The sequence below is a fragment of the Veillonella sp. genome (genome assembly GCF_041333735.1).
Classification (GTDB): domain Bacteria; phylum Bacillota; class Negativicutes; order Veillonellales; family Veillonellaceae; genus Veillonella.
In genome coordinates this window covers 1,659,150-1,681,591 of the sequence record NZ_JBGKFB010000001.1, presented here as the reverse complement: position 1 = coordinate 1,681,591, position 22,442 = coordinate 1,659,150, and the positions used below count along the sequence as shown (strand labels likewise).

Below are 22,442 nucleotides of genomic sequence, written 5' to 3'. Positions count from 1 at the left end.
CGCCTTTATTCCTCTTCTTGTGATTCATTACCAACAGGAGGTGTCCATTGACGTCCTGTTTCAGTTAACAATGTCCAACCATTATCTTGAACAATTTTTTTCTCTTTCATCAAATGCCCTAAAGCACGCTTAAAGGCAGCTTTACTGATATTAAATTTATCTTTAATCAACATCGCAGAAGATTCATCGCTATATGGCATCTTGCCTCCACGATTAAGAAGGTACTCCATTATAATGTCTCCATCAGAAATGAGTGCCTTTTCCTTAGTAGGACGCATCGATACATTGACACGACCATCTTCACGTTTGAAAGTAATACGACCTTCAACCATTTCTCCTACATTTAATTTTCTAGTCATCTCAGAACGATGTAAAAAGGCAATCCATCGTTCAGGAGTGATGAAGAATGCCCCATCACTAGTCAAGTTGTAGATAGCGCCTTTAACAAGTTGTCCTACTTTAGCATCTGTAGCAGCCTTAGATGCGCGACGCATTTCGTCATCAACATCCATAGATACTGCAAAACGACCAGATTTATCTGTATAGAGACGAACCCAAACTTTTTCGCCCACTTGAGGACGACCACGCATCTCCGCGTGAGGCATGAAGATACCACGCTCAGTACCAACCTCTACGAAACAGCCAAAGTTTGTAGTATTGATTACCTCAACATACCCAATTTGCCCTACCTTCATCGCTGGTAAACGCATAGAAGCAGTCAAACGCCCCTTTGGATCGCGATATAAAAATACCTCTACTTCATCACCAATGGCAACAGGAGATGTTTGTTGATCCTTATGAAGCAAAATATCATCATTTGTATTGCCAGTTTGACCATCTAGAAAAGCCCCTTGATCACTAGTACGCAATACTTTTAATGTGGCAATTGTATTTTCCAACAATTCTGTAGCCATACTATACTCCTTCAAATGGAACTCGAACTGCATCATTCCATAATTCTTCTAAACCGTAGAATTCTCGCAACTCATCACCACCAAAGACATGACAAATAATATCGCCAAAATCAAGTAAAATCCATTCACCTTCACGATAACCTTCTCTATGATTTACTGTCATGCCCAATTCTGCTGCTTTATCTTCCATTTCATCAGCAATACTCTGAGATTGCTTAATATTATTTGCACTAGCAATTAGGAAGTAATCCCCTAACATAGATACACCTTCTAAATCGAGAATTTCGATATCTCTGCCTTTTTTATCAAAAGCAGCTTGTGCTAATTGTAATACGATTTGTTTAACTTCTTCTTTATTTTTCATACTATTCCCCTTTTAACGTTTATTAGTACTCTCATCACCCGGTTCTGATGGCTTTGTGATAGTGCCGCCATTATGTTCTGATTCAGGTGCAACCTTAGCTGTGCTATTGGTTGGAGCCGTTACAAATTGTGTCATTTCATTGGCTGGTAGATTTCCCATCGTAATGCCTACTAATCGTTGTGCTTCCGTTGGATTTACCTTCCAATATGTCATATCGCCAACTAACTCTTTTTCACCAGGAAGAATATAGAAATGAATCTCTTCCTTATTAATTTTACTAGCATTATACACGAGCTTAATGGCATCTAATGTAGAAATATTACTATCATAATGATCCCAAATTCTCCAAATATGCCATGCATTTGTTAAGAAGAACGAATTATGCTCTTCTTCTACCCAAAGTTTCAAAAATCTTTCTTGTCGTTGTACACGTGTAAATGTATCGTGTTTTGGATCAGAATACCGTAAATAGGATAAAGCCTTATCACTATCTAATGTTTGATATCCTCGTTGCAAATCAATATCTTTATTTCCGTCTGCATCCACGTGTTCCATAGTCTGTTCTACATAGATTTGTTGATTTCCTAATACATCGTTAGTCTTTTTGAAAGCATTTTGATTAACTACAACATAATATGGTATAGAAATATGGAACATATCTTCTATAACAGCCTTTGTTAGATCAATACCACCTTTTTCATAGATGCTATTGAGCATTGTTGCATCAGTCTGATCTCTGTTATCAATTTTACTATTACTAGGTATGCCAATAACATCCATAGTCTTTTGATCTAAATTAATAGATAACAAGAATAAGCTATCACTTTGACTGGGATTATTATCATCAGTACCGACAACAAGAATATATAATGGTTTATCTAAGCCTTTTTGCTCTACAGATACCGTATTACCATCTTGTTTATTTCCATTATCTCCAGATGCATCAGTTGATTCAGTAGTACCTACAATAGCTCTATATGCATAAGATACGCCAGTATATAGACCGTATCCTATACCGCCAAGTAATGCTACTACTACAATAATAGCTAATATAATTCTAGGCCATTTAACAGATGACTTTTGTTGACGTCTTCTTCTTCGACGGCGAGCTCTTGCTCGTTCACGTTCTTCCATATATAAACTCCATTATTTACAAGATTGTAACACATCATTACGACCAAGAATGGTCAAAGGATAAATAGATTGTTTTTGCTCTATAAGATGAATAATAGTATTATCAAAACCAAGCAATACAGCCTTATCTAAATCTAGTTCTGAAACGTTACGCAACTCATCCACACCGGGAAAATTTCGATTAGGCTCAATATAGTCTGCTAAAAATATCACCTTATCTAGCGTAGACATATGTACCTTTCCAGTCGTATGAACCCTAATAGCTTCTAAAACCTCATTATCAGATATAAAAAATTCATGTTTAGCACGAATCATACCAGCTAAACCATGTAAGAGATTACCATTACTTAATAATTCTTGATCAGCATCATAAGATTCACTTTTCACAAGATTTTGCATATCCTGTAAAGGCAATTCTTTAGCGCAATCATGTAGTAATGCGGCTAATCTAGCCTTTTCCACATCAACGCCATAAAGTTCAGCTAAATGAGTGGCTGATTCAACAACGCCAAGAGTATGCTTAAAACGTTTTTTACTCAACCATTGACTCACGCTAACTTGTATTTCATCAAATGATAACATCCTTTATTCCTTCCCATAAATATGGTTTTCTTCTATATACTCCACTACACATTTAGGCAACATGTACCGAACAGTTTTTCCAGAACGTAACCGCTCTCGCAAATACGTAGCAGATAATTTCATCTCAGGAACCTCCATAAGATGTATTTTTTCTCGTGCTTTTGGTCCTAAAATATCTAATGTTTCATCAATTGCACTAGATCCATCAGGTCTTGTAGCACCAATAAAGTGGACCTCATCTAATAATTCCTCAATAAATTTCCACGTTGGCAACGCACGAATTGTATCCGTTCCCGCTATAAAGTAAAATTCAACATTTGGTCCATAGAGCATCTTAAAATGTTGAATCGTATCAACTGTATACGAAGGGCCTTCACGACGCATCTCTACATCAGAAATTTCAAAATTTGGATTATCTGACACGGCTGCTGCTGTCATAGCATATCGATGATGACTATCTATTACATCATGTTGCTTATGAGGTGGTATCCGTGCTGGCACGAAAATAACCTTCTCAAGGTTAAAACTTTCACAAGCCACCTCAGCAATCATTAGATGCCCTAAATGGATAGGATTAAATGTTCCACCTATGATACCTATACGACGTTTCTCTACCATAATAATGTCACACCCTTAATGACAATGACACAAATAATGATAAATAAGAGCAGTGCTTTTCCATAGGATATCCATTCGTATCGACCTTTTGGGGTCTGAATATATCTGTAGTATGCCCTTATTAAGTAATATACTGTCTTCACTTTCGAACTTGGCCTTCTCCAAATACAAAGTATTTATATGATGTTAGTGCTTGTAATCCCATTGGCCCACGAGCATGGAGCTTTTGAGTACTAATACCGATTTCAGCACCAAAACCAAATTCAAAACCATCAGTAAAACGCGTTGAAGCATTATGATACACAGTAGAACAATCTACTAAGTTCATGAATACTCTTGCACGCATCGGTTCATCTGTTACGATAGCCTCTGAATGATGTGTAGAATAACAATTAACATGATTAATGGCTTCTTCAAGATTTTCAACAATACGTACATTTAAGTCCATATCGTTATATTCAGTATGGAAGGAATCCTCTGTTAAAGGAATTGTATTCTCCATATATTGAGCCACAGCTGTATCACCGTGAATTCGGACGCCATATTCTTGTAGAACCTCATCAAGACGTGGTAAAAACTCACCAGCCACCGCTTGGTGTACTAGCAATGTTTCCATAGAGTTACATACAGACGGACGTTGTACCTTTGCATTGATTGCAATTTCTAATGCCATATCGAGATTCGCATATTCATCTATATATGTATGACACACACCACTACCGGTTTCAATAACAGGAATACTACTTTCCTCTACAACACGACGAATCAGTCCAGCTCCACCACGAGGAATGATGACATCAATATATTCACGTTGGTGCAATAATACACCAACCATATCCCGATCAAGAACTTCCACAAGTTGAATAGCATCTGGCGTAATACCTAAAGATTCTAAGGTATTACGCATAATAGTCACGATAATTTGGTTGGTATGGAATGCCTCCTTACCACCTCGCAGTATCGTAGCATTCGATGTTTTTAAACAAAGCACACCAGCATCAATTGTTACATTTGGACGAGCCTCAAAAATAATGCCAATAACACCAAAAGGTACCGCTCTTTTTTCAATAGTCAAACCGTTAGGCCGTGTAATTGTTTCTATAACCGAACCTACTGGACTTTCAAGAGCAGCTACTTGACGAACACCTTCTGCCATTTGAGAAATACGGCTAGGTGTCAATGTTAGTCGATCTATCATGGTTTGAGGCACATTATAATCACCAGATTTATCTAAGTCTAACTGATTAGCAGCCATAATTTCATCGGCTTGTGCTTCTACAGCATCAGCGATTGCTAATAATGCAGAATCTAATGTACCTTGATCAATTTGAGCTAATTCAAAGGATGCCGCTTTAGCTCTTTGACCCATATCTTTACAAATTTCTTCATACTGGTTCATAGGATATCCTCAATGTAATAAAACTAGATTATTACGATGTACTGCTTCATCATAGGTTGTATTAATACCTAAAATTTGAGCTATATCATTTGTATTATGACCTTTAATGGCCTTCATATCTTCGATGCCATAGTTGATAAGTCCACGGCCAATTTCTTTACCACCATGATAAATAGAAATTGTATCACCAGGTCCAAATGAACCATCTACATCAATAATACCAGCTGGTAAAATGCTTGCCCCTTTATCTAATACAGCACGTGCACAACCATCATCAATAGTGATTGACCCTTTCAATCGTTTACCAAAGGCAAGCCAATGATGTTTACCTGATAGCCCAGCATCATGCGCTTCAAAGAGAGTACCAATTTGTTCGCCCTTACATACACGACGAACAGAATCTTCCACTTCACCAGATGTGATTACCATCGGTACGCCTGAGTTTGTAGCCATATGAGCTGCTTTAATTTTAGTATACATACCGCCAGTACCCATGTTAGATCCTGCTCCACCTGCAATAGCATAGGTTTCATCAGTAATTTCAGAAACTGTTTCTATTAATGTAGCACCTGGATGAGTAACTGGATTAGCTGTATATAAACCTTCAATATCGGACAAAATAATGAGCAAATCAGCATCTACAATACCTGCTACGGTAGCAGATAAAGTATCATTATCTCCGATTTTAAATTCTTCAATAGCAACCACGTCATTCTCATTAATAATAGGAATAACATTAAGTTGCAATAACGTATGTAATGTATTACGCAAATTAAGATAACTATGGCGACCAGTACTATCCTCTTTTGTTAAAAGAATTTGACCTACTGTACGTCCATATTCACGAAACATACGCTCATACATATGAATAAGGATGCCTTGTCCTACTGCTGCAGCAGCTTGTTTTAATACGAGGTCTCTAGGTTTTTCCTTAAATCCTAAAGGGGCCAGTCCAGCACCTGTTGCACCAGAAGAAACGAGAATAACCTCTTTACCTTGGTTAGCTAAATCTGATAGTTGGCGTACTAATCGTTCAATGCGTTCTAGGTTTAAATGACCATTAGCATAACAAAGCGTACTACTGCCTACTTTAACTACTATTCTTTTTGCGTTGATGATAGCACTGCGCATAGAATAACCTCCTAGGGCTAACAGGTTATGTAGACCCCCATATAATACATGTTAGTAATATGACGATTTATTTAGGTAGAATAATTTTTGGTTCTTTTTTAGCTTTATATAATACACCGTTAAAGCCGATAACTTGGACTAATTCAGCACCAAGCATATCAGCTAACTCTTGGAAAATCGTCTTATCTTCAGGGCTATTGTTGAGTAATTTTACCTTGATTAATTCACGAGCCATTAATGCTGCGCGAGCACTATCAATAACACTATTTTCTAAACCATTTTTACCAATTTGAACTACTGGTGGCATTGTTGCTGCCAAAGAACGTAAATACCGTTTTTGTTTTCCTGTCATTATTACTCCTACTCTTGGAATGTAAAGCGTTGATCGCCAATCACAACTTCATCACCGTCTTTACAACCTTTTTCCTTCAATTTAGCATCGAGCTCCATAAAACGCCAAATGCGTTGGAATCTACGAAGAGATTGATCATCACTTAAATTTGTCATTGCCACTAAGCGTTCAATACGTTTACCGGTAATATAGAATGCAGCATCATCACCACGTGTAATAACAAATTCTACATCTGGTTTTGCTTCGTATACAACTGTATCATCAGTTGCTTCCGGTTCTGGTTCATAGTTTTCTACATAGTAGTAAGCTCGTTCCATGAGCTCTGGTAAACCTTCACCGCTTAATGCATTGATAAGGAATACTTCATATCCTTTATCTTCAAAATATTTTTTTGTATCAGGAATTGTTGTATCATCAAAGACCATATCAATCTTATTGAGTGCAACAATTTGTTTTTTATTGGCTAATTTTTCAGAATATTTACGAAGTTCTTCATTAATAGCATCAAAATCAACCTTTGGATCGCGTCCTTCCATACCAGATACATCAAGGACGTGAATTAAAATATTAGTCCGTTCTACGTGGCGCAAGAAGTTATGTCCTAGGCCAACACCTTCGCTAGCCCCTTCAATAAGACCAGGAATATCGGCTAATACAAAACTACGGTCTCCAGAGATTGTTACTACCCCAAGTACAGGTGTCAATGTAGTAAAGTGGTAAGCAGCTACCTCTGGTTGCGCTTTAGAAACCTTACGTAAAATACTAGACTTACCAACAGATGGGTAGCCTAATAGACCAACATCTGCCAATACTTTAAGCTCTAGTTGTAACCAGAACTCTTCACCAGGTTCACCCTTTTCTGCAAATGTAGGTGCACGGTTAGCACTTGTTTGGAAGCGTGCATTACCACGGCCACCACGACCACCTTTAGCAATAACAAACGTATCGCCGTCGTTAACGAGGTCACAGAAAATTTTACCTGTTTCTTCTTCTTTAATTACAGTACCCAATGGAACCGGGATAATAAGTGGCTCAGAACCGCGACCATGCTTGTTAGAGCTTTCACCATTACCACCAGCAGGTGCCTTAAACTGACGTTTATATCTAAAGTCTACAAGAGTATTAATATTCTTATCCGCTTTAAAAATAACGTCTGCCCCTTTACCACCATCGCCGCCACTAGGGCCGCCATTTGGCACGTATTTCTCACGGCGGAAGCTAGACATGCCGTCCCCACCGTCACCGGCCTTAACAAAGACACGCGCTCTATCTATAAACATACTTTAACTCCTATGCATTATTGCTGTAATAACTCTAATGCTTTTTTAATTTGAATATCATCTAATGTACTAGATGGATTTACACCTTTTGGTAAATCCAGTTCTACATCAGGTTTAATACCAATGCCGTCAATAACACGGTCATTTGGTGTATGGTATTTGGCAATAGTTACCTTAACACCTTCATTATCAAGGCTAGGATAAATAGTTTGAACTGTACCCTTACCATATGTATTAGTACCTAAAATAGTACCTAGTTTACGGTCTTGAATAGCACCAGCTATAATTTCAGATGCACTAGCAGACCCTTTGTTAACAAGAACTACTAATGGCATAGCTACGTCTGGACCATTAGACTTATAAACCTCTTTTTTCCCAGCTCTATTTTGTACGGTTACTAGTGTTCCTGGAGGCATAATATAATTAGAAATCTTTTCTGTAGTAGATAATAAACCACCAGGATTATCTCGAAGGTCTAAAATTAATTCCTTCATACCTTGAGCTTGTAATTCTTTAAATTGTGTTTCGAAATCATCAGCTGTATTTTCTGCAAATTGACTAATCCGAATATATCCAACTGTACTTGTGAGCATTTTGCTTTTAACAGTAGGTAACACAATGGATTCACGAGTAATATCAAAGTGTAATTTTTCACCATTACGCTCTATATCAAGGGCGACAACGGTACCAGCCTCTCCGCGAATTCGAGAGGATGCATCTTCTACAGTAATATCACTTGTAGATTGACCATCGATAGCAATAATATGATCACCAGGTTTTATGCCCGCTTTGAAAGCTGGTTGATCTTCCATAATACTAACTGCATATAAACCTTTATCATCATGACCAAGAACCATGCCAACACCTGCATAAGTGCCAGATGTTTGCATTTTCATGGATTTAAATTCGTCAGCATCTAAATAAATACTATGGGGCTCTCCCAAAGAGCCAATTAAGCCTTTAAGCATACCATCATAAAGGGTCGCTTTAGACATCGGTGTCATAAAGACTTGACTCGCAGCATAGTAGGCTACAAATAGTCTTGGTAATCCCCAGAATGAACCAGATAAGTACCAAAACGTAAGCCACATAATAACGATGCCGGAGCCTATATATTTCAATAGACTCCATAACACCGTACGTGTATCAAATTTCATATTATAAATATCCCATAGGATCAACAGGATCCCCACTTATACGAACTTCAAAATGTACGTGTGGCCCAGTACTATTACCAGTGCTACCAGCATAGGCAATAACTTGACCTTTAGATACATCTTGTCCTTCAGAGACAGCAAGCTCAGAATTATGTCCATAAAGGGTGGACATACCATTACCATGGTCGATAACTACAGCGTAACCATAGCCACCCATCCAACCAGACCAAACAACAGTACCTCCATCAGCAGCATGAACTGGTGTACCTTCATCAACACCAATATCAATACCGGAATGGTAGATAGTTGTACCCCAAATTGGATGTGTACGATAGCCATAAGGAGAAGTAATTTCACCACTTACAGGCCAACCAAGTTGACCAGATCCTTGAACCCAAGAGTAGCTTGGTGCAGACTGTTGAGCCGCAGCTGCCGCTGCTGCTTCTGCAGCTGCACGAGCTGCCGCACGTTCAGCTTGGCGAGCTTTCAATAATGCTGTAATTTGAGCGGAAGAAGCATTAAGTTCTTCCACTGCTTGCATCGCCGTAGCACGGTCATTTTGTGCCTTATGAAGAACTACTTCACGTTCTTTTTTCTTTTGTTCAATTTCAGCTTGTTTTGCTACAGCAGCTTTTTCAAGCTCTACTAACTTAGCTCGTGATTGTTCAAGAGCTTGTTTACGTGCCGCAATTTCAGCACGTTCTTTTTTAATTTCATCGATTAACTTAATATCGGAATCGATAATGCGTTTTAAGATCTCTAATCGATTTGCAAAATCGCTAAAGTCTTTAGATCCAATAACAACATCTAAATAGCTTAGACGACCATTGATATAAATATCTCGTACACGCTTATAAAATACAGCCTCTCGCCCTTCTAAGCGCTTTTGTGCTTCAGCTAGTAACTTTTCATTAACAGTAATATCATTTTCAACGGCTACACGTTGCTGTTGAATAGATTCTAACTGTTGTTGGGCCTGACGCAATTGCTCTTCAATTTGTCGCAACTGTTCAGATACACTTACAATGACAGTTTCTGCATCCGCTTTAATAGAATTTTGTTGATTAACTTGTTGTTGAATTGAATCTAATTGATTCGTTAAATCCTCATCTTCGGCAACAATATATAGTGGTGTTCCCAGTACCACCATACCTGTTAAAATTGTTGCTACAAGACGAGATTTGATTGTGTTGTATTTCATAAACATTACACCTTCATGTATTGTTTTAAAGAAATCGTACTACCAATAGCACCGACTATAATACCGCCACCTAAAATATAGATAGCCACATCATAGAAGAATGGGAACATTGGTACTAATGGGAAGAATGCTAAGGACTCAGAAACTTCCATGGTAATGAAATGGTAAAACTCACCTACACAAAGTACGGCGATTACAGCCCCAACTAAGCCCAACAACATACCTTCAATCAAGAATGGCCAGCGAATAAAACCATTGGTAGCACCAACATATTTCATAATGGCAATTTCTTTACGACGGGCGAATACAGTCAAGCGAATTGTATTAGAAATGATGAATAATGTAGCTGCTGCTAAGAATGCGATTAATACAATACCACCAATTCTAATAACTTGAGTAATACGGAAAAGTTCTTCTACAATATCTTGACCATAATGTGTACTTTCAACACCTTGGAATGTAGTGGCTAGTTTAGCTGTAGCCTTAACATCACTAGGATTGTCAAAGGTTAATACATAAGAATTTGGCAATGGATTTACATCGCCTAATGCATTTACCAATTGCTGTTGATCACCGAGCCGTGCTTTGAATTCTTTCATAGCTTGTTCTTTATTAACAAACTCTAAATGCTTAAGATTTGGTATAGCTTTAATTTGCTTACCTACCGCCATAATTTGGTCAGTTGTTAAACCATCTTTTAAATAGATGCTCAATTGAACTTGGTTTTCTAAACTAGATGCCATGTTATTCAAATTGATAACACCGCAAAGGAATACACCAAGCATAAATAAAGATAAAGCCACTGTAGAAATAGATGCTAACGTCATAAGACCGTTACGCTTCATAGATTTGAGGGCTTCTTTAAAAAAGTATTTCAATGTTCTAGGCTTCATTAATTTCTGCACCTCTCATATTATCACTTTGAACGCGACCATCTTTTAGACGAATAACACGTTTATTTAAATACGAAACAAGATCCATATTATGGGTAACCATAATAACAGTTGTGCCAAAATTATTGATATGCTTAAACAAATCTACAATACCTTTACTTGTATCAGGATCTAAGTTACCAGTCGGTTCATCAGCAATAAGTACAGATGGACGATTTACAATAGCGCGAGCAATAGCAACACGTTGTTGTTCACCACCAGACAGATCCTCTGGTAAATCATTTGCTTTATCACTTAAGCCAACAAGTTCTAGTACATGACTTACCTTTTCCTTAATTACCTTTGGTTTTTCTTCAATTACTTCAAGCGCAAAGGCAATATTTTCTGATACCGTTTTGTTTGGTAATAAACGGAAATCTTGGAATACAACACCAAGTTTTCTACGTAATTTTGGAATTTTACTACGATTCATACGCGTAACATCAAAATCATCAACAATGACAGTACCAGAATCAGGTACTACTTCATGAGTTAACAATTTAAATAGAGTTGATTTCCCTGCACCGCTGTGACCACAAATGAGGACAAATTCGCCCTCATTTATAGTTAAACACACATCGTCTAATGCAACAGAACCATTATCATAGACTTTACTAACATTCTTAAATTCAATCATGGGATCCCCTTTGATTATTTACGAGTGATTACACGTTTTACTGCTTCTACAATGTCTTTTGCTGTCAAACCATATTTAGCCATCAATTCTTTTGGCGTACCACTCTCCCCAAATGTATCTTGGACACCAACGAATTCCATAGGAACAGGCTTATTTGCCACAACAACTTCAGACACAGCAGAACCAAGACCACCAATGATATTATGTTCTTCTGCTGTTACAATAGCACCTGTTTCAGTAGCTGCTTTTACAATTGCTTCTGCATCGATAGGCTTAATAGATGCCATATTGATAACGCGAGCAGACACATTAGATTCAGCTAAAGTTTTAGCTGCTTCTACTGCAGGTCCAACCAAAGCACCACAAGCGATAATTGTTACATCAGAACCATCTACTAATGTAGTAGATTTACCAGGTACGAATGTATAACCTTCAGCTGTAACATCATCTACTCCAGCACGGCCTAAACGAACATATACAGGACCTTCATAAGATGCAGCCCATTCAACTACTGCTTCTGTTTCACGTTCATCTGCAGGTACTACTACAGTCATATTAGGTAAAGTACGCATACAAGAAATATCTTCCAAGCTTTGATGTGTAGCACCATCTTCACCTACAGTAATACCAGCATGAGTAGCACATACTTTTACATTCAATTTTGGATAACATACAGCATTCCGAATTTGTTCAAATGCACGACCTGTTGCAAACATAGCAAAGGAAGAAACAAATGGAATTTTGCCTGCTGCTGCAAGTCCGGCACCAACAGAAATCAAGTTTTGTTCTGCAATGCCTACGTTAAAGAAGCGATCAGGGCAAACATTTTTAAATGTGTCAGTTTTAGTAGATTTAGACAAATCTGCATCTAAAACAATAATATTTGTATTTTCTTTACCAATGCGAGCTAACGCATTACCATATGCTTCACGTGTTGCTTTACCCATTATTTTACCCCCATAATTTCATTAACAAAGGCTTCACCTTGCTCTGCGCTTGGCGCTTTACCATGCCAACCTGCTTGTCCTTCCATTTCTTCAACGCCCTTACCTTTTACAGTATGCATTACAATGCATGTTGGGCCTTCTGTGAAAGCTTTTGCAGATTCAATGGCATTATGAAGTTCATCAAGATCATGACCATTGACTTCAATAACATTCCAATTGAAAGCTTTAAATTTCTCAGGAATTGGCAATGGAGAAAGTACTTTAGTAATATCACCATCGATTTGAAGGCCATTAAAATCAACAAAAGCAGTCAAATTATTGAGTTTATAATGACCAGCAAACATTGCTGCTTCCCATACTTGACCTTCTTCAAGCTCGCCATCACCTAAAATGGAGTAAACGCGATAATCAGCATTGTCAATTTTGCCTGCCAATGCCATACCACATGCGGCAGAAATGCCTTGGCCTAAGGAACCTGTAGACATATCTACGCCAGGAGTATGTTTCATATCAGGATGGCCTTGTAACATATGGTCAATTTTACGTAAATTCAAAAGTTCTTCTTTAGGGAAATAACCTTTTTCAGCCAATGTAGCATATAAAGCAGGAGCTGCATGACCTTTAGAAAGGACAAAACGATCTCTATTTGGAGCTTTTGGATTTGCTGGATCTACATTCATTTCTACATAGTACAACAAGGCCATCACATCAGCGATAGATAAAGAACCACCTGGGTGACCGGATTTTGCTGCCGTTACAGACTGAACAATACTAACGCGAATAGCTTTTGCCTTCTCTTGAACTAGTTGTTTAACATCTTGTGTTAATGTAGCCATAGAGACCTCACTTTCTGGATTGGATCCAATATATTAATAATCTTTAAGTAATGAAATAGCGATTTCTGCATTGCGTTGAGAGTTTAAACGCAATGCTTCAATACAATCATAAGAGGATTGATACTCTTCTCTGGAATTTAAGAGCTTATGACATCGCTGATATAGCGCCTCTTCTCTAAGATGTGTCATTGTTCCTATTGGTTCCTGACCAATCATATGTAAGAAGCTTGTAATTTTAGGATCGTAGGAAATACCAATAACAGGTTTCCCCATTAAAGAGCTAAATACTAGAGCATGAAGACGTATACCAATCATTAGATCCACATTCCCCGATAAGGATACTTGTTCCTCTGTAGAGAATGGGCCTTCAAGAACAATAGCCCCCTTTGGCATATAACTAGCGATAATTTTAGCTTCTTTTGTATCCTCTGGATGAGACATAGGAATAAAAATAATTTCTACCTCATCTTGCTCTTGTAATCGGCTCAACACATTGGCTAATGATTCACGATATTCTGTATCATCTTTCCAACTACGAACAGCAACACCAATTCGTTTTGGATTCTCTATAGATTTAGGTAGTTTAGATGTATAGCCTTCTAAAATACGTTTACCAATAGACAAATCTGCCGGTTGCATAGCCAAAACAGCATCAGCTGTAACCTCTACATCTTCAATTCCTAAGGACTCTAATTCAGATTTTGAAATAGAATCACGAACTGTAATGGTATCCACAAATCGCAATATAAAGCTAACAGCTCTTCGTGTAGAGGGACGATTTAAAGGCCCAATACCTTGAGAGTAAAGCATTACCTTTTTTCCCATCATTTTAGCTAAAGCCATAATACTTAAATAGTAATATGTATTACGAATACTTGTAGCATCTTGTAAAAGACTGCCTCCACCACTGATCACTAAATCAGAATTGGCAATTGCCTTTAAAATACCAAATGCGGAAAATGTCCCCACTGCATGAATGTTATGTTTTTTGCTTGTCTCTGTAGGATTACCAGAAATAACCGTAATATGCGCATCTGCTTCCTCTTTGCGAATGGCATCGATAATGGCACAAAGCATTGCTTCATCGCCAGCATTACCAAAACCATAATAACCAGAGATAACAATATTACTCATGGTCAACCTCCCGCGCTTGGAACCATTGTGTTACATACATCATGAAACGTACAGCAATGATAAGAAGCAAACCTAAGAGAGCACCAATTAATAAACCATCATATCCACGCATAATAGACATGAATACAGGAGTTCTAATATGACAGAATGTTTCAACCATTGAAGCTATGCCGATAACACCTGCAATAGTTAATAAGAAATGGATTACTGTAGGCCATTTACGTAAGAATGCAAACGTAGCCAACATTAATGCTGGGTGACCAATAATGAACTCTTTTTCTCTAGGTCTTGCATACAATGTATTTTCAAGGAAACGACGAAGCATAAGTTCAAATCCTGGTACAGGAACACCTGCTGTATGACCACTGCGGCCAACAAATACCCATGCCACGCCACCAAGAGCAGCCATTACAAAGAATACGTAAAATTTAACATCCATTGTTAAGAATTCAACTACAAATTTCTTTGCTTCTTCTTTAGAGTTAATCATACGACCTTTCCACAAAGGGAAACGTTGTAAGTACGCGATGATCACCAATACAATTGGAAGTACAAATGTTAACTTAACACCTCTAAAGATAGCAAATTCCATAAAGAATTTCGTATTTCCTAATAAAGATGCAATATACATACCGCCAATAGCCGCAAATAATGCAGCAATTACGAGATAAAGCACTGCTAATACGGTAGATTTAATAGCACCTAATGGACGAGCTCCATCATAACGACGCCATTCCTCCATCAAGCGAATCATGGCACCTACAGGAGCCATAATAGCACTAGATAAAGCCCAGATTTGAGTAATCAATGTACCACTTGTAATGATGAATAATACTACAGATACAAGGGAAATGCCAAAGAATGCTACCAATTGTGTATGTTTACGCATTGGAACTAACATTTGAGCAACATAAACGAATAGCGCAATAGCACCAATCATTGTGATGACTACTAATAAAGGATTTGGCGTATAAGGAGGATAAATATCAGCAGGACCGAATTCATAACCTTTAGTAGATAATTTTTCAGTGGTCATCCCAATATAGTTAATAGTTGTTTGTAATACTGTTTCATTGTTTACACCTGTTTCATACATAGGGAATAAGTTAAAACGAATATTACGTTCAATATCACTAATATAGAATCGTTGAGCTGCTTCTTCTGGAGTGATTTTCTTTAATTCATCCTTAGCAATTGTATATACACGGCCCACACTATAATTATCTTTAGCAGCCATTTCCAAGAAACCTTGTTGTGGCTCATATTGAAGTTGGTTAACGGCTTCAATACCAACTAGAGGAATATGATTCTTATGTAATAGTTCTAATGTTTCATCCGTTAAATCAGGAGCTCCTAGGGCCTCTTTACCAGCAAAGATCATGCCTGTTACATGTGGAATTCCTTCAAGACGCTTAAACACATATTGGAGGTCATCTGATGTTACATTTCTGTAGTTTGTAGGACGAACTATAACATTAAATCCACGATTAGCAACTTCTTGAGCTTGTAGCTTGGAAATACCAAGATTCATTTTTAGATAGCTATCAGCGGTAGCACCATATAATTCAAGGACCGGACCAATACTAGTATTAAGCTCTTTAACTTTATCTTTACCAATACGATGATACAAGTCTTCGCGAATTTCTTTATAATAGCCTTCTTTACCTGAAATTAATGCTACATAGGTTGCACCATTTTTAACGGATGCCCCATTAATACGCACTGCATCCATCTCTTCGGAGCTTAACACCTTAACTTGACCTGCATCTTTAGCTTTTTCTAAGGTACGATCATAAATGGCAAATGCTGTTACACCTGCATTACGAAGTGCATCAAAAGCCTCTTGTTGACTACGCTTTTCAAAGGCATTAGCTCTTAGAACAGCATCATAATCTACGATATTTTCAATATGATTTTGAGATTTTTCAATCTGATGGCGTTCAAATACTAAATATAAAGAGGATACAAGTCCCACTATAATACAGAGTATTAGAATCCAAGAGTACTTACTTTTTTGTGTATTCCGATGATTCACGATAAATCCTTTCTAGTTAAGTACAGGTTTAACTTTGATGTGAATTTCACCATTATCAACAGTTAAGCTTTCAGCTTTCACAGGAATTGGGAAGTTATTAAAGTTATAAACTTCTGTAGCCTCTAATACATTAGATGTCAAACCTGGGATAGTAGCACCATTAATGGTGAACTTTTTAGGTGCGAATAGTAAAGTATTATCTTTTAATTCTAAGTTGCCATCTAATCTAACAGAACCTTTAAATACCATGCCAACATTCATATTACCAGTTAAGCTGATGTTATCTTTATTGATGTTTACTTTTACATCTTGAATTTCACTACCAGCTTGAGTGCTTAAGAATTTAGCCAAATCTTCATTAGTCACAGTACCTTCGATACTAGAACTACCTACACTTACTACATCAATTTCTTGGCTAGCCAATAATGAAATTGGATTTACAAGAATTTGTGTTGCATCATAATTGAAGTTTGCAAAGTTTAATTTACCAAGTTTTACATCATCTAAAGAACCATATACATGATCAGCTTCACCATAGAGTAATTTAAATCCTGGTTGAGACTCAACATTTACTGTTTGAGAAGATGGTTTTAGTGAATCATTTAACTGTTTTTCAATACGGGAACTAATATAAGAAGGTAATAAAAATTGAGTTGCTGCTGCTAAAGCAATAATCAGCACTAATAGGAATAGTAAAAACTTTTTCATAAGAACTCCTAAATTGTTAAATTCGCTTCTTTTTTCAAGAAACCTTCCATAAATTGATCTAAATTACCATCCATAACGGATTGTACATTCCCTGTTTCAACCCCTGTGCGATGATCCTTAACGAGATTATATGGGTGGAATACATACGACCGAATTTGACTACCCCATTCAATCGCTTGATAGGTACCACCAATTTGCTCTTTAAGTTCTGCTTGTTTTTCTAATTCTAATTCAAATAATTTGGCGCGCAATAATCGTAATGCTTGTTCCCTATTTTGCATTTGAGAACGTTGAGTTTGACACTGTACTACGATACCTGTTGGTCTATGCGTCATACGTACAGCAGAATCAGTTTTATTAATATGCTGACCACCAGCACCGCTAGCTCTATATGTATCTACTTGTACATCTTTCATATCAATATTAATTTCTACTGTATCATCAATTTCCGGCATTACATCAACAGCAGCAAAGGATGTATGACGACGTGCAGCAGCATCAAATGGTGAAATACGTACTAGACGATGTACACCTTTTTCAGATTTCAAATAACCAAAGGCATTTTCACCTTTAATTAAAAATGTAGCAGATTTTGTGCCCGCCTCATCACCTGGTTGTTCATCCATCAATTCAATAGAGAATCCTGCTTTTTCAGCCCAACGCAAGTACATGCGAATTAGCATGGAACACCAATCTTGTGCCTCTGTGCCACCTGCACCGGCATGGAATGTTAAAATCGCATTATTAGCATCATATTCACCACTAAGCAATAAAAGAACTTCTTGTTTCTCTACAGTTTCTTCTATTTGTTGAACATAATCCTTGATTTCACCTTCTAGAGAACAATCATCTTCCTCTATTGCCATCTCAAGCATTACATTAGCATCTTCAATATCACTAACAAGTTGTTTATAGCTTTCTACAGCATTTTTCAATTGTGTGGCTTCTTGAGAAATCTCACGAGCCTTGTCTGGGTCATCCCAAAATGTAGGGTCGCTCATTTGCACATCAAGTGTAAAGATTCGATCTTCTTTCTGAGCGATGTTAAAGTGAATCCCTCATTCCATAAATACGTTCTTCTAGATTAGAAATAATAGGTTTTAAATCTTCTAACAATTTATGTTCACCACCTTTAACTTATTAGCTTATTACATCGATAAACTATCACCTTAATAAAATAGAAAAATGGCCGTTGCCCAGAAGGAAATCCCATTGAGCAACGTGCCATTCACAAATCTTAATCTATGTTTTGTGGCTCCAACACATCTTCATGATGGGGTTGTGCACCTTCTAAGTGGTCAACTGGTTCTTCAATTTCTTGAATCAATTGTGCACGAATTTTGTACAACGCCATGATTGTTTCATCTTGGATAGCAGCAATCATGTTTTGGAACATATCAAAGGCTTCAAATTTATATTCCACCAATGGATTTTTTTGGCCATATGCACGAAGGCCGATACCTTCACGCAACATATCCATATTATCCAAATGTTCCATCCATTTGTTATCAACAACGCGCAACATAATAGCCTTTTCAAGTTGGCCAAACATAGCATCACCAAGCATATCAACGCGATCTTGATACTCAGCATGAGCAATTTCAAGCAAGCGTTCTAATAATTCTTGACGACTATATTCTTCCATATCTTGAGGAGTCATAATATCTTCGGTTAAGAAATATTGACTCAAGTGCTTGTAGAGACCTTCGTAATCCCATTCTTCTGGATATAATTTCTCATCTGCATAAGCATCTACAGATTCAGTAACAAGTTTATCAATCATTTCATTGATTGTGTCACGTAAGGACTCATTACGTAAAATACGACGACGTTGTTCGTATAATACTTCACGTTGTTGATTCATAACATCATCATACTCGAGTACATATTTACGAATATTATAGTTATGATCTTCTACTTTCTTTTGAGCACGTTCAATAGATTTAGTAATCAAAGAATGCTCAATAGGTTCATCCTCTTCCATGCCAAGTTTATCCATAATGCCTGTAATATTGTCAGCACCAAAGATACGCATCAAATCATCTTCTAAAGATAAGAAGAATTGAGAGGAACCTGGGTCACCTTGACGACCAGCACGACCACGCAACTGATTATCGATACGGCGACTTTCATGACGTTCAGTACCTAAGATGGCCAAGCCACCTAATTCAGGTACACCTTCACCTAATGTAATATCAGTACCACGACCTGCCATGTTTGTAGCAATTGTTACCATGCCCATTTGACCAGCATTGGCAACAATTTCAGCTTCTTTTTCATGATGTTTAGCATTCAATACTTTATGTGGTACGCCTGCACGTAATAACATATCTGAAAGCTCTTCAGATTGTGTAATAGATGTAGTACCAATCAAAATAGGTTGACCAGTTTGATGTCGTTCTACAGCATTACGTACTACGGCACGATATTTAGCAGCCTTAGTTTTAAAGATTTGATCTGGCAAATCTACACGGGCTAATGGTTTATTTGGAGGAATAGGCAATACTTCCAAACCGTAAATATCGATGAATTCTTTTTCCTCAGTCTTAGCTGTACCAGTCATACCAGCAAGCTTTTTATACATACGGAAATAGTTTTGGAATGTAATAGAAGCCAATGTTTGACTTTCACGTTCAACCTTCAAGCCTTCTTTAGCTTCGATAGCTTGATGTAAGCCATCAGAATAACGACGACCAAACATCAAACGACCTGTAAATTCATCGACGATAACAACTTCACCATCTTTAACTACGTAATCAGTATCGCGATGCATCATAGCATAAGCACGTAAAGATGCACCAAGTAGATGGTTTAACTCGATGTTTTCTGCATCATACAAGTTTTCAACACCAAGCATTTTTTCGACTTTTGCGATACCAGAATCAGTAGGTGCAATAGTCTTTTGTTTTTCATCAATTGTATAATCTTCATCTTTTACAAGATGAGGAACAATTTTAGCTAACTTGTAGTAATTATCTGTGGAACGTTGACCAGGACCAGAAATAATTAATGGAGTTCTCGCTTCATCGATAAGAATAGAGTCAACTTCATCGACAATTGCGTAATTCAATGGACGTTGTACCATTTGAGATACATCAGATACCATGTTATCGCGCAAATAGTCAAAACCAAACTCATTATTTGTACCATATGTAATATCACATGCATATGCTTCTTTACGTTGGTTATAATCGAGATTAGCCACAATAAGACCTGTAGAAAGGCCTAAGAAGTTATATAAACGACCCATTTGTTCACTATCGCGAGTAGCCAAATAATCATTTACTGTAACAACATGTACGCCGTTACCTGTCAATGCATTTAGATATACTGGCAATGTAGCAACTAATGTTTTACCTTCGCCAGTACGCATTTCTGCGATATTACCTCTATGAAGGCAAATACCACCGATCAACTGCACATCAAAATGACGCATGCCTAACACACGTTTAGATGCTTCGCGAACTACAGCAAATGCTTCTGGCAAAATGTCGTCTAACGTTTCCCCTTTTTGCAAACGACGTTTAAACTCATCGGTTTTTGCTACTAAGTTAGCATCACTTAATTTAACATAATTCGGTTCAATTTCATTAATATGATCAGCAATAGCACGCATTTTTTTAATTTCTTTTGCGTTATTATTGCCTAATAGCCTTTGTAAAAAGCTTAACAAACAAATCACTCCTCTATAGGACATCTTACATTATTTTATCTAATTTATTATAACGAAAATGCCTTGAATAGTCAAAGAATTCAAGGCATTTCACGATTATTTATAGCATTTTATAAAAAAGGTGGATGACTCAAAATGGTCATCCACCTTGATATAATAATCGGCTGATTTAAAAAGTAGAAAGGAGTTAGGATTATTGTCAGCCGATATTATAGGTTATTGTAATTCTGGCTCAATCAAACCATAGAATCCATCATGTCTACGATATACTACGTTCATTGCTTCTGTTTCAGCATTGAAGAACATAAAGAAGTCATGGCCAATAAGATTCATTTGTAAGATAGCTTCTTCTACATCCATAGGACGTACTGCAAAGTGTTTCCGTTTTACAACTTCGATAGTTTCCTCTTCTACAGGAGCTGCTAAAGCTTCAGGATGGAAAGCTTCTTGTTTTTTGAAGCGTTTTGCTAAACGAGTTTTATGTTTATGGATTTGACGTACGATCTTGTCTATTACTAAATCAATAGCTGCATACATATCATCGTTTGTTTCTACACCGCGAAGAACGATCTTATCAACGAAGCATGTAAGTTCAACAGTAGATTTATCTTTAACAACGGATAAAACCGCTTGTGCATCTAACTCATCATCGAAGTAACGAGTTAATTTGCTCAATCTTTTTTCGATGTATGCTCTTAGAGCATCTGTCACTTCAATGTTTTTACCTCTGATTGCTACTTTCATAAGTCAACACCCTTTCTAAAAATCATCCACGAGATACGAGTGTGTAGTAATTTTTTACTTATCTCTCGTGTTATATTTAGTATTTCTACATCAAGGTATAAAACTCCTCTTTTTTTCAAAAGAATTTTTATATTTTTTGCAGAATTATAAATATTATTTCCAGTAACAATCGAAAAACTCCAATATCATGCGATATCGGAGTTTCTTTATATGTTGCTTTTATGTATTTTTTGGTATGTTATTACGCTTTTACAACGTTAGCAGCTTGAGGGCCACGGTTACCATCAACGATATCAAACTCTACATTTTGACCTTCTGTCAAAGATTTGAAGCCTTCGTCTTGGATCGCAGAGTAATGTACGAATACATCGCTACCGTCTTCACGTTCAATAAAACCATAACCTTTTTCTGCGCTAAACCATTTTACTTTACCTAACATGGTAACATCCTCCTAAAAATATATATATTGTCTTACTGTCTTGCACTACACTTGTATCATAACACAGCATGTATAAAATATCAAACAATAATATTAACGCTTTTAATGAATATACAAATATATCTTATTGATAATTCATCCCCTAAAAACTACTTTAAAACCTTTATTTATCTATATTATAAATATTTCCGAACAGCACATTAAATTATTACATAATTTTATAAT

Annotated in this window: 22 protein-coding genes; all 22 read right to left on the bottom strand. The window is 37.0% G+C overall.

Features of this window, described 5'->3' with window-relative positions; all coding sequences use genetic code 11:
- Positions 1-5 precede the first annotated feature (5 nt).
- The 22 genes from ACDF53_RS07710 to ACDF53_RS07605 all read right to left on the bottom strand — a co-directional run bounded on the left by ACDF53_RS07710 (position 6) and on the right by ACDF53_RS07605 (position 22,217).
- Positions 6-914: a S1 RNA-binding domain-containing protein gene (locus ACDF53_RS07710; RefSeq protein WP_295198978.1), complete on the bottom strand. Its 909-nt coding sequence runs from the start codon at positions 912-914 to the stop codon at positions 6-8.
- Between the two features lies 1 nt (position 915).
- Positions 916-1,278 (bottom strand): ribosome silencing factor, encoded by a 363-nt coding sequence (gene rsfS / locus ACDF53_RS07705; RefSeq protein ID WP_024066146.1) that lies wholly within the window; start codon positions 1,276-1,278, stop codon positions 916-918.
- A 12-nt stretch (positions 1,279-1,290) separates the two neighbouring features.
- On the bottom strand, positions 1,291-2,412 hold the full coding sequence (locus ACDF53_RS07700; RefSeq protein ID WP_370815908.1) for an LCP family protein: 1,122 nt from the start codon (positions 2,410-2,412) through the stop codon (positions 1,291-1,293).
- 12 nt (positions 2,413-2,424) lie between these two features.
- On the bottom strand, positions 2,425-2,994 hold the full coding sequence (gene yqeK / locus ACDF53_RS07695) for a bis(5'-nucleosyl)-tetraphosphatase (symmetrical) YqeK (RefSeq protein ID WP_370815907.1): 570 nt from the start codon (positions 2,992-2,994) through the stop codon (positions 2,425-2,427).
- A gap of 3 nt (positions 2,995-2,997) precedes the next feature.
- Positions 2,998-3,612, bottom strand: coding sequence for a nicotinate-nucleotide adenylyltransferase (gene nadD, locus ACDF53_RS07690; protein ID WP_370815905.1), 615 nt, complete (start codon positions 3,610-3,612; stop codon positions 2,998-3,000).
- Positions 3,613-3,751: 139 nt separating this feature from the next.
- Complete coding sequence (locus ACDF53_RS07685) at positions 3,752-5,011, bottom strand: glutamate-5-semialdehyde dehydrogenase (protein ID WP_005386813.1); 1,260 nt, start codon at positions 5,009-5,011, stop codon at positions 3,752-3,754.
- Positions 5,012-5,020: 9 nt separating this feature from the next.
- Complete coding sequence (gene proB, locus ACDF53_RS07680; RefSeq protein ID WP_370815903.1) at positions 5,021-6,142, bottom strand: glutamate 5-kinase; 1,122 nt, start codon at positions 6,140-6,142, stop codon at positions 5,021-5,023.
- A gap of 67 nt (positions 6,143-6,209) precedes the next feature.
- Positions 6,210-6,494 carry a ribosome assembly RNA-binding protein YhbY gene (gene yhbY / locus ACDF53_RS07675; RefSeq protein ID WP_005386817.1) on the bottom strand — a complete coding sequence of 95 codons (285 nt, stop codon included), beginning with the start codon at positions 6,492-6,494 and terminating at the stop codon, positions 6,210-6,212.
- A gap of 8 nt (positions 6,495-6,502) precedes the next feature.
- Complete coding sequence (gene obgE, locus ACDF53_RS07670) at positions 6,503-7,774, bottom strand: GTPase ObgE (protein ID WP_005386821.1); 1,272 nt, start codon at positions 7,772-7,774, stop codon at positions 6,503-6,505.
- 17 nt (positions 7,775-7,791) lie between these two features.
- Positions 7,792-8,931, bottom strand: a complete 1,140-nt coding sequence (locus tag ACDF53_RS07665) for a S41 family peptidase (RefSeq protein WP_295793032.1) — start codon at positions 8,929-8,931, stop codon at positions 7,792-7,794.
- A 1-nt stretch (position 8,932) separates the two neighbouring features.
- A complete protein-coding gene (locus ACDF53_RS07660) occupies positions 8,933-10,138 on the bottom strand; it encodes a murein hydrolase activator EnvC (protein ID WP_370815900.1) in 1,206 nt (401 codons plus the stop codon).
- Positions 10,138-11,025 (bottom strand): permease-like cell division protein FtsX, encoded by an 888-nt coding sequence (ftsX, locus tag ACDF53_RS07655; RefSeq protein WP_005386828.1) that lies wholly within the window; start codon positions 11,023-11,025, stop codon positions 10,138-10,140. The genes ACDF53_RS07660 and ftsX overlap by 1 nt, the downstream gene beginning before the upstream one ends.
- Positions 11,015-11,701, bottom strand: a complete 687-nt coding sequence (ftsE, locus tag ACDF53_RS07650; protein WP_346660674.1) for a cell division ATP-binding protein FtsE — start codon at positions 11,699-11,701, stop codon at positions 11,015-11,017. The genes ftsX and ftsE overlap by 11 nt, the downstream gene beginning before the upstream one ends.
- A gap of 14 nt (positions 11,702-11,715) precedes the next feature.
- Positions 11,716-12,648 carry a transketolase family protein gene (locus ACDF53_RS07645; protein WP_005386832.1) on the bottom strand — a complete coding sequence of 311 codons (933 nt, stop codon included), beginning with the start codon at positions 12,646-12,648 and terminating at the stop codon, positions 11,716-11,718.
- A complete protein-coding gene (locus ACDF53_RS07640) occupies positions 12,648-13,484 on the bottom strand; it encodes a transketolase (RefSeq protein WP_370815898.1) in 837 nt (278 codons plus the stop codon). The genes ACDF53_RS07645 and ACDF53_RS07640 overlap by 1 nt, the downstream gene beginning before the upstream one ends.
- Positions 13,485-13,517: 33 nt before the next feature.
- Entirely contained in the window at positions 13,518-14,618 is a 1,101-nt protein-coding gene (gene csaB, locus ACDF53_RS07635; RefSeq protein WP_303931666.1) for a polysaccharide pyruvyl transferase CsaB, read from the bottom strand.
- The gene (locus ACDF53_RS07630) at positions 14,611-16,653 is read right to left on the bottom strand and encodes a DUF5693 family protein (RefSeq protein WP_303931664.1); all 2,043 of its coding nucleotides are present in this window, start codon (positions 16,651-16,653) and stop codon (positions 14,611-14,613) included. Before ACDF53_RS07630 ends, csaB begins: the two co-directional genes overlap by 8 nt.
- A gap of 12 nt (positions 16,654-16,665) precedes the next feature.
- On the bottom strand, positions 16,666-17,361 hold the full coding sequence (locus tag ACDF53_RS07625) for an LmeA family phospholipid-binding protein (protein ID WP_119206738.1): 696 nt from the start codon (positions 17,359-17,361) through the stop codon (positions 16,666-16,668).
- 8 nt (positions 17,362-17,369) lie between these two features.
- A protein-coding gene (prfB, locus tag ACDF53_RS07620; protein WP_295793020.1) for a peptide chain release factor 2 occupies positions 17,370-18,477 on the bottom strand; the annotation gives its coding sequence in 2 pieces (ribosomal slippage) (positions 17,370-18,419 and positions 18,421-18,477; 1,107 coding nt in all).
- 121 nt (positions 18,478-18,598) lie between these two features.
- Entirely contained in the window at positions 18,599-21,034 is a 2,436-nt protein-coding gene (gene secA / locus ACDF53_RS07615; protein ID WP_126413452.1) for a preprotein translocase subunit SecA, read from the bottom strand.
- A 216-nt stretch (positions 21,035-21,250) separates the two neighbouring features.
- Positions 21,251-21,778, bottom strand: coding sequence for a ribosome hibernation-promoting factor, HPF/YfiA family (gene hpf / locus ACDF53_RS07610; protein ID WP_005386845.1), 528 nt, complete (start codon positions 21,776-21,778; stop codon positions 21,251-21,253).
- A gap of 241 nt (positions 21,779-22,019) precedes the next feature.
- Complete coding sequence (locus ACDF53_RS07605; protein ID WP_005386847.1) at positions 22,020-22,217, bottom strand: cold shock domain-containing protein; 198 nt, start codon at positions 22,215-22,217, stop codon at positions 22,020-22,022.
- Positions 22,218-22,442 lie beyond the last annotated feature (225 nt).

Excerpts from the sequence above, each read along its gene's own strand:
- ACDF53_RS07665 (WP_295793032.1), bottom strand. The coding sequence starts at position 8,931 with ATGAAATTTGATACACGTACGGTGTTATGGAGTCTATTGAAATATATA.
- proB (WP_370815903.1), bottom strand. The coding sequence starts at position 6,142 with ATGCGCAGTGCTATCATCAACGCAAAAAGAATAGTAGTTAAAGTAGGC.
- nadD (WP_370815905.1), bottom strand. The coding sequence starts at position 3,612 with ATGGTAGAGAAACGTCGTATAGGTATCATAGGTGGAACATTTAATCCT.
- ACDF53_RS07625 (WP_119206738.1), bottom strand. The coding sequence starts at position 17,361 with ATGAAAAAGTTTTTACTATTCCTATTAGTGCTGATTATTGCTTTAGCA.
- csaB (WP_303931666.1), bottom strand. The coding sequence starts at position 14,618 with ATGAGTAATATTGTTATCTCTGGTTATTATGGTTTTGGTAATGCTGGC.
- yqeK (WP_370815907.1), bottom strand. The coding sequence starts at position 2,994 with ATGTTATCATTTGATGAAATACAAGTTAGCGTGAGTCAATGGTTGAGT.
- ftsE (WP_346660674.1), bottom strand. The coding sequence starts at position 11,701 with ATGATTGAATTTAAGAATGTTAGTAAAGTCTATGATAATGGTTCTGTT.
- ACDF53_RS07685 (WP_005386813.1), bottom strand. The coding sequence starts at position 5,011 with ATGAACCAGTATGAAGAAATTTGTAAAGATATGGGTCAAAGAGCTAAA.
- hpf (WP_005386845.1), bottom strand. The coding sequence starts at position 21,778 with ATGAAAGTAGCAATCAGAGGTAAAAACATTGAAGTGACAGATGCTCTA.
- ACDF53_RS07645 (WP_005386832.1), bottom strand. The coding sequence starts at position 12,648 with ATGGGTAAAGCAACACGTGAAGCATATGGTAATGCGTTAGCTCGCATT.
- yhbY (WP_005386817.1), bottom strand. The coding sequence starts at position 6,494 with ATGACAGGAAAACAAAAACGGTATTTACGTTCTTTGGCAGCAACAATG.
- ACDF53_RS07710 (WP_295198978.1), bottom strand. The coding sequence starts at position 914 with ATGGCTACAGAATTGTTGGAAAATACAATTGCCACATTAAAAGTATTG.
- rsfS (WP_024066146.1), bottom strand. The coding sequence starts at position 1,278 with ATGAAAAATAAAGAAGAAGTTAAACAAATCGTATTACAATTAGCACAA.
- ftsX (WP_005386828.1), bottom strand. The coding sequence starts at position 11,025 with ATGAAGCCTAGAACATTGAAATACTTTTTTAAAGAAGCCCTCAAATCT.
- ACDF53_RS07660 (WP_370815900.1), bottom strand. The coding sequence starts at position 10,138 with ATGTTTATGAAATACAACACAATCAAATCTCGTCTTGTAGCAACAATT.
- obgE (WP_005386821.1), bottom strand. The coding sequence starts at position 7,774 with ATGTTTATAGATAGAGCGCGTGTCTTTGTTAAGGCCGGTGACGGTGGG.
- ACDF53_RS07640 (WP_370815898.1), bottom strand. The coding sequence starts at position 13,484 with ATGGCTACATTAACACAAGATGTTAAACAACTAGTTCAAGAGAAGGCA.
- ACDF53_RS07605 (WP_005386847.1), bottom strand. The coding sequence starts at position 22,217 with ATGTTAGGTAAAGTAAAATGGTTTAGCGCAGAAAAAGGTTATGGTTTT.
- ACDF53_RS07700 (WP_370815908.1), bottom strand. The coding sequence starts at position 2,412 with ATGGAAGAACGTGAACGAGCAAGAGCTCGCCGTCGAAGAAGAAGACGT.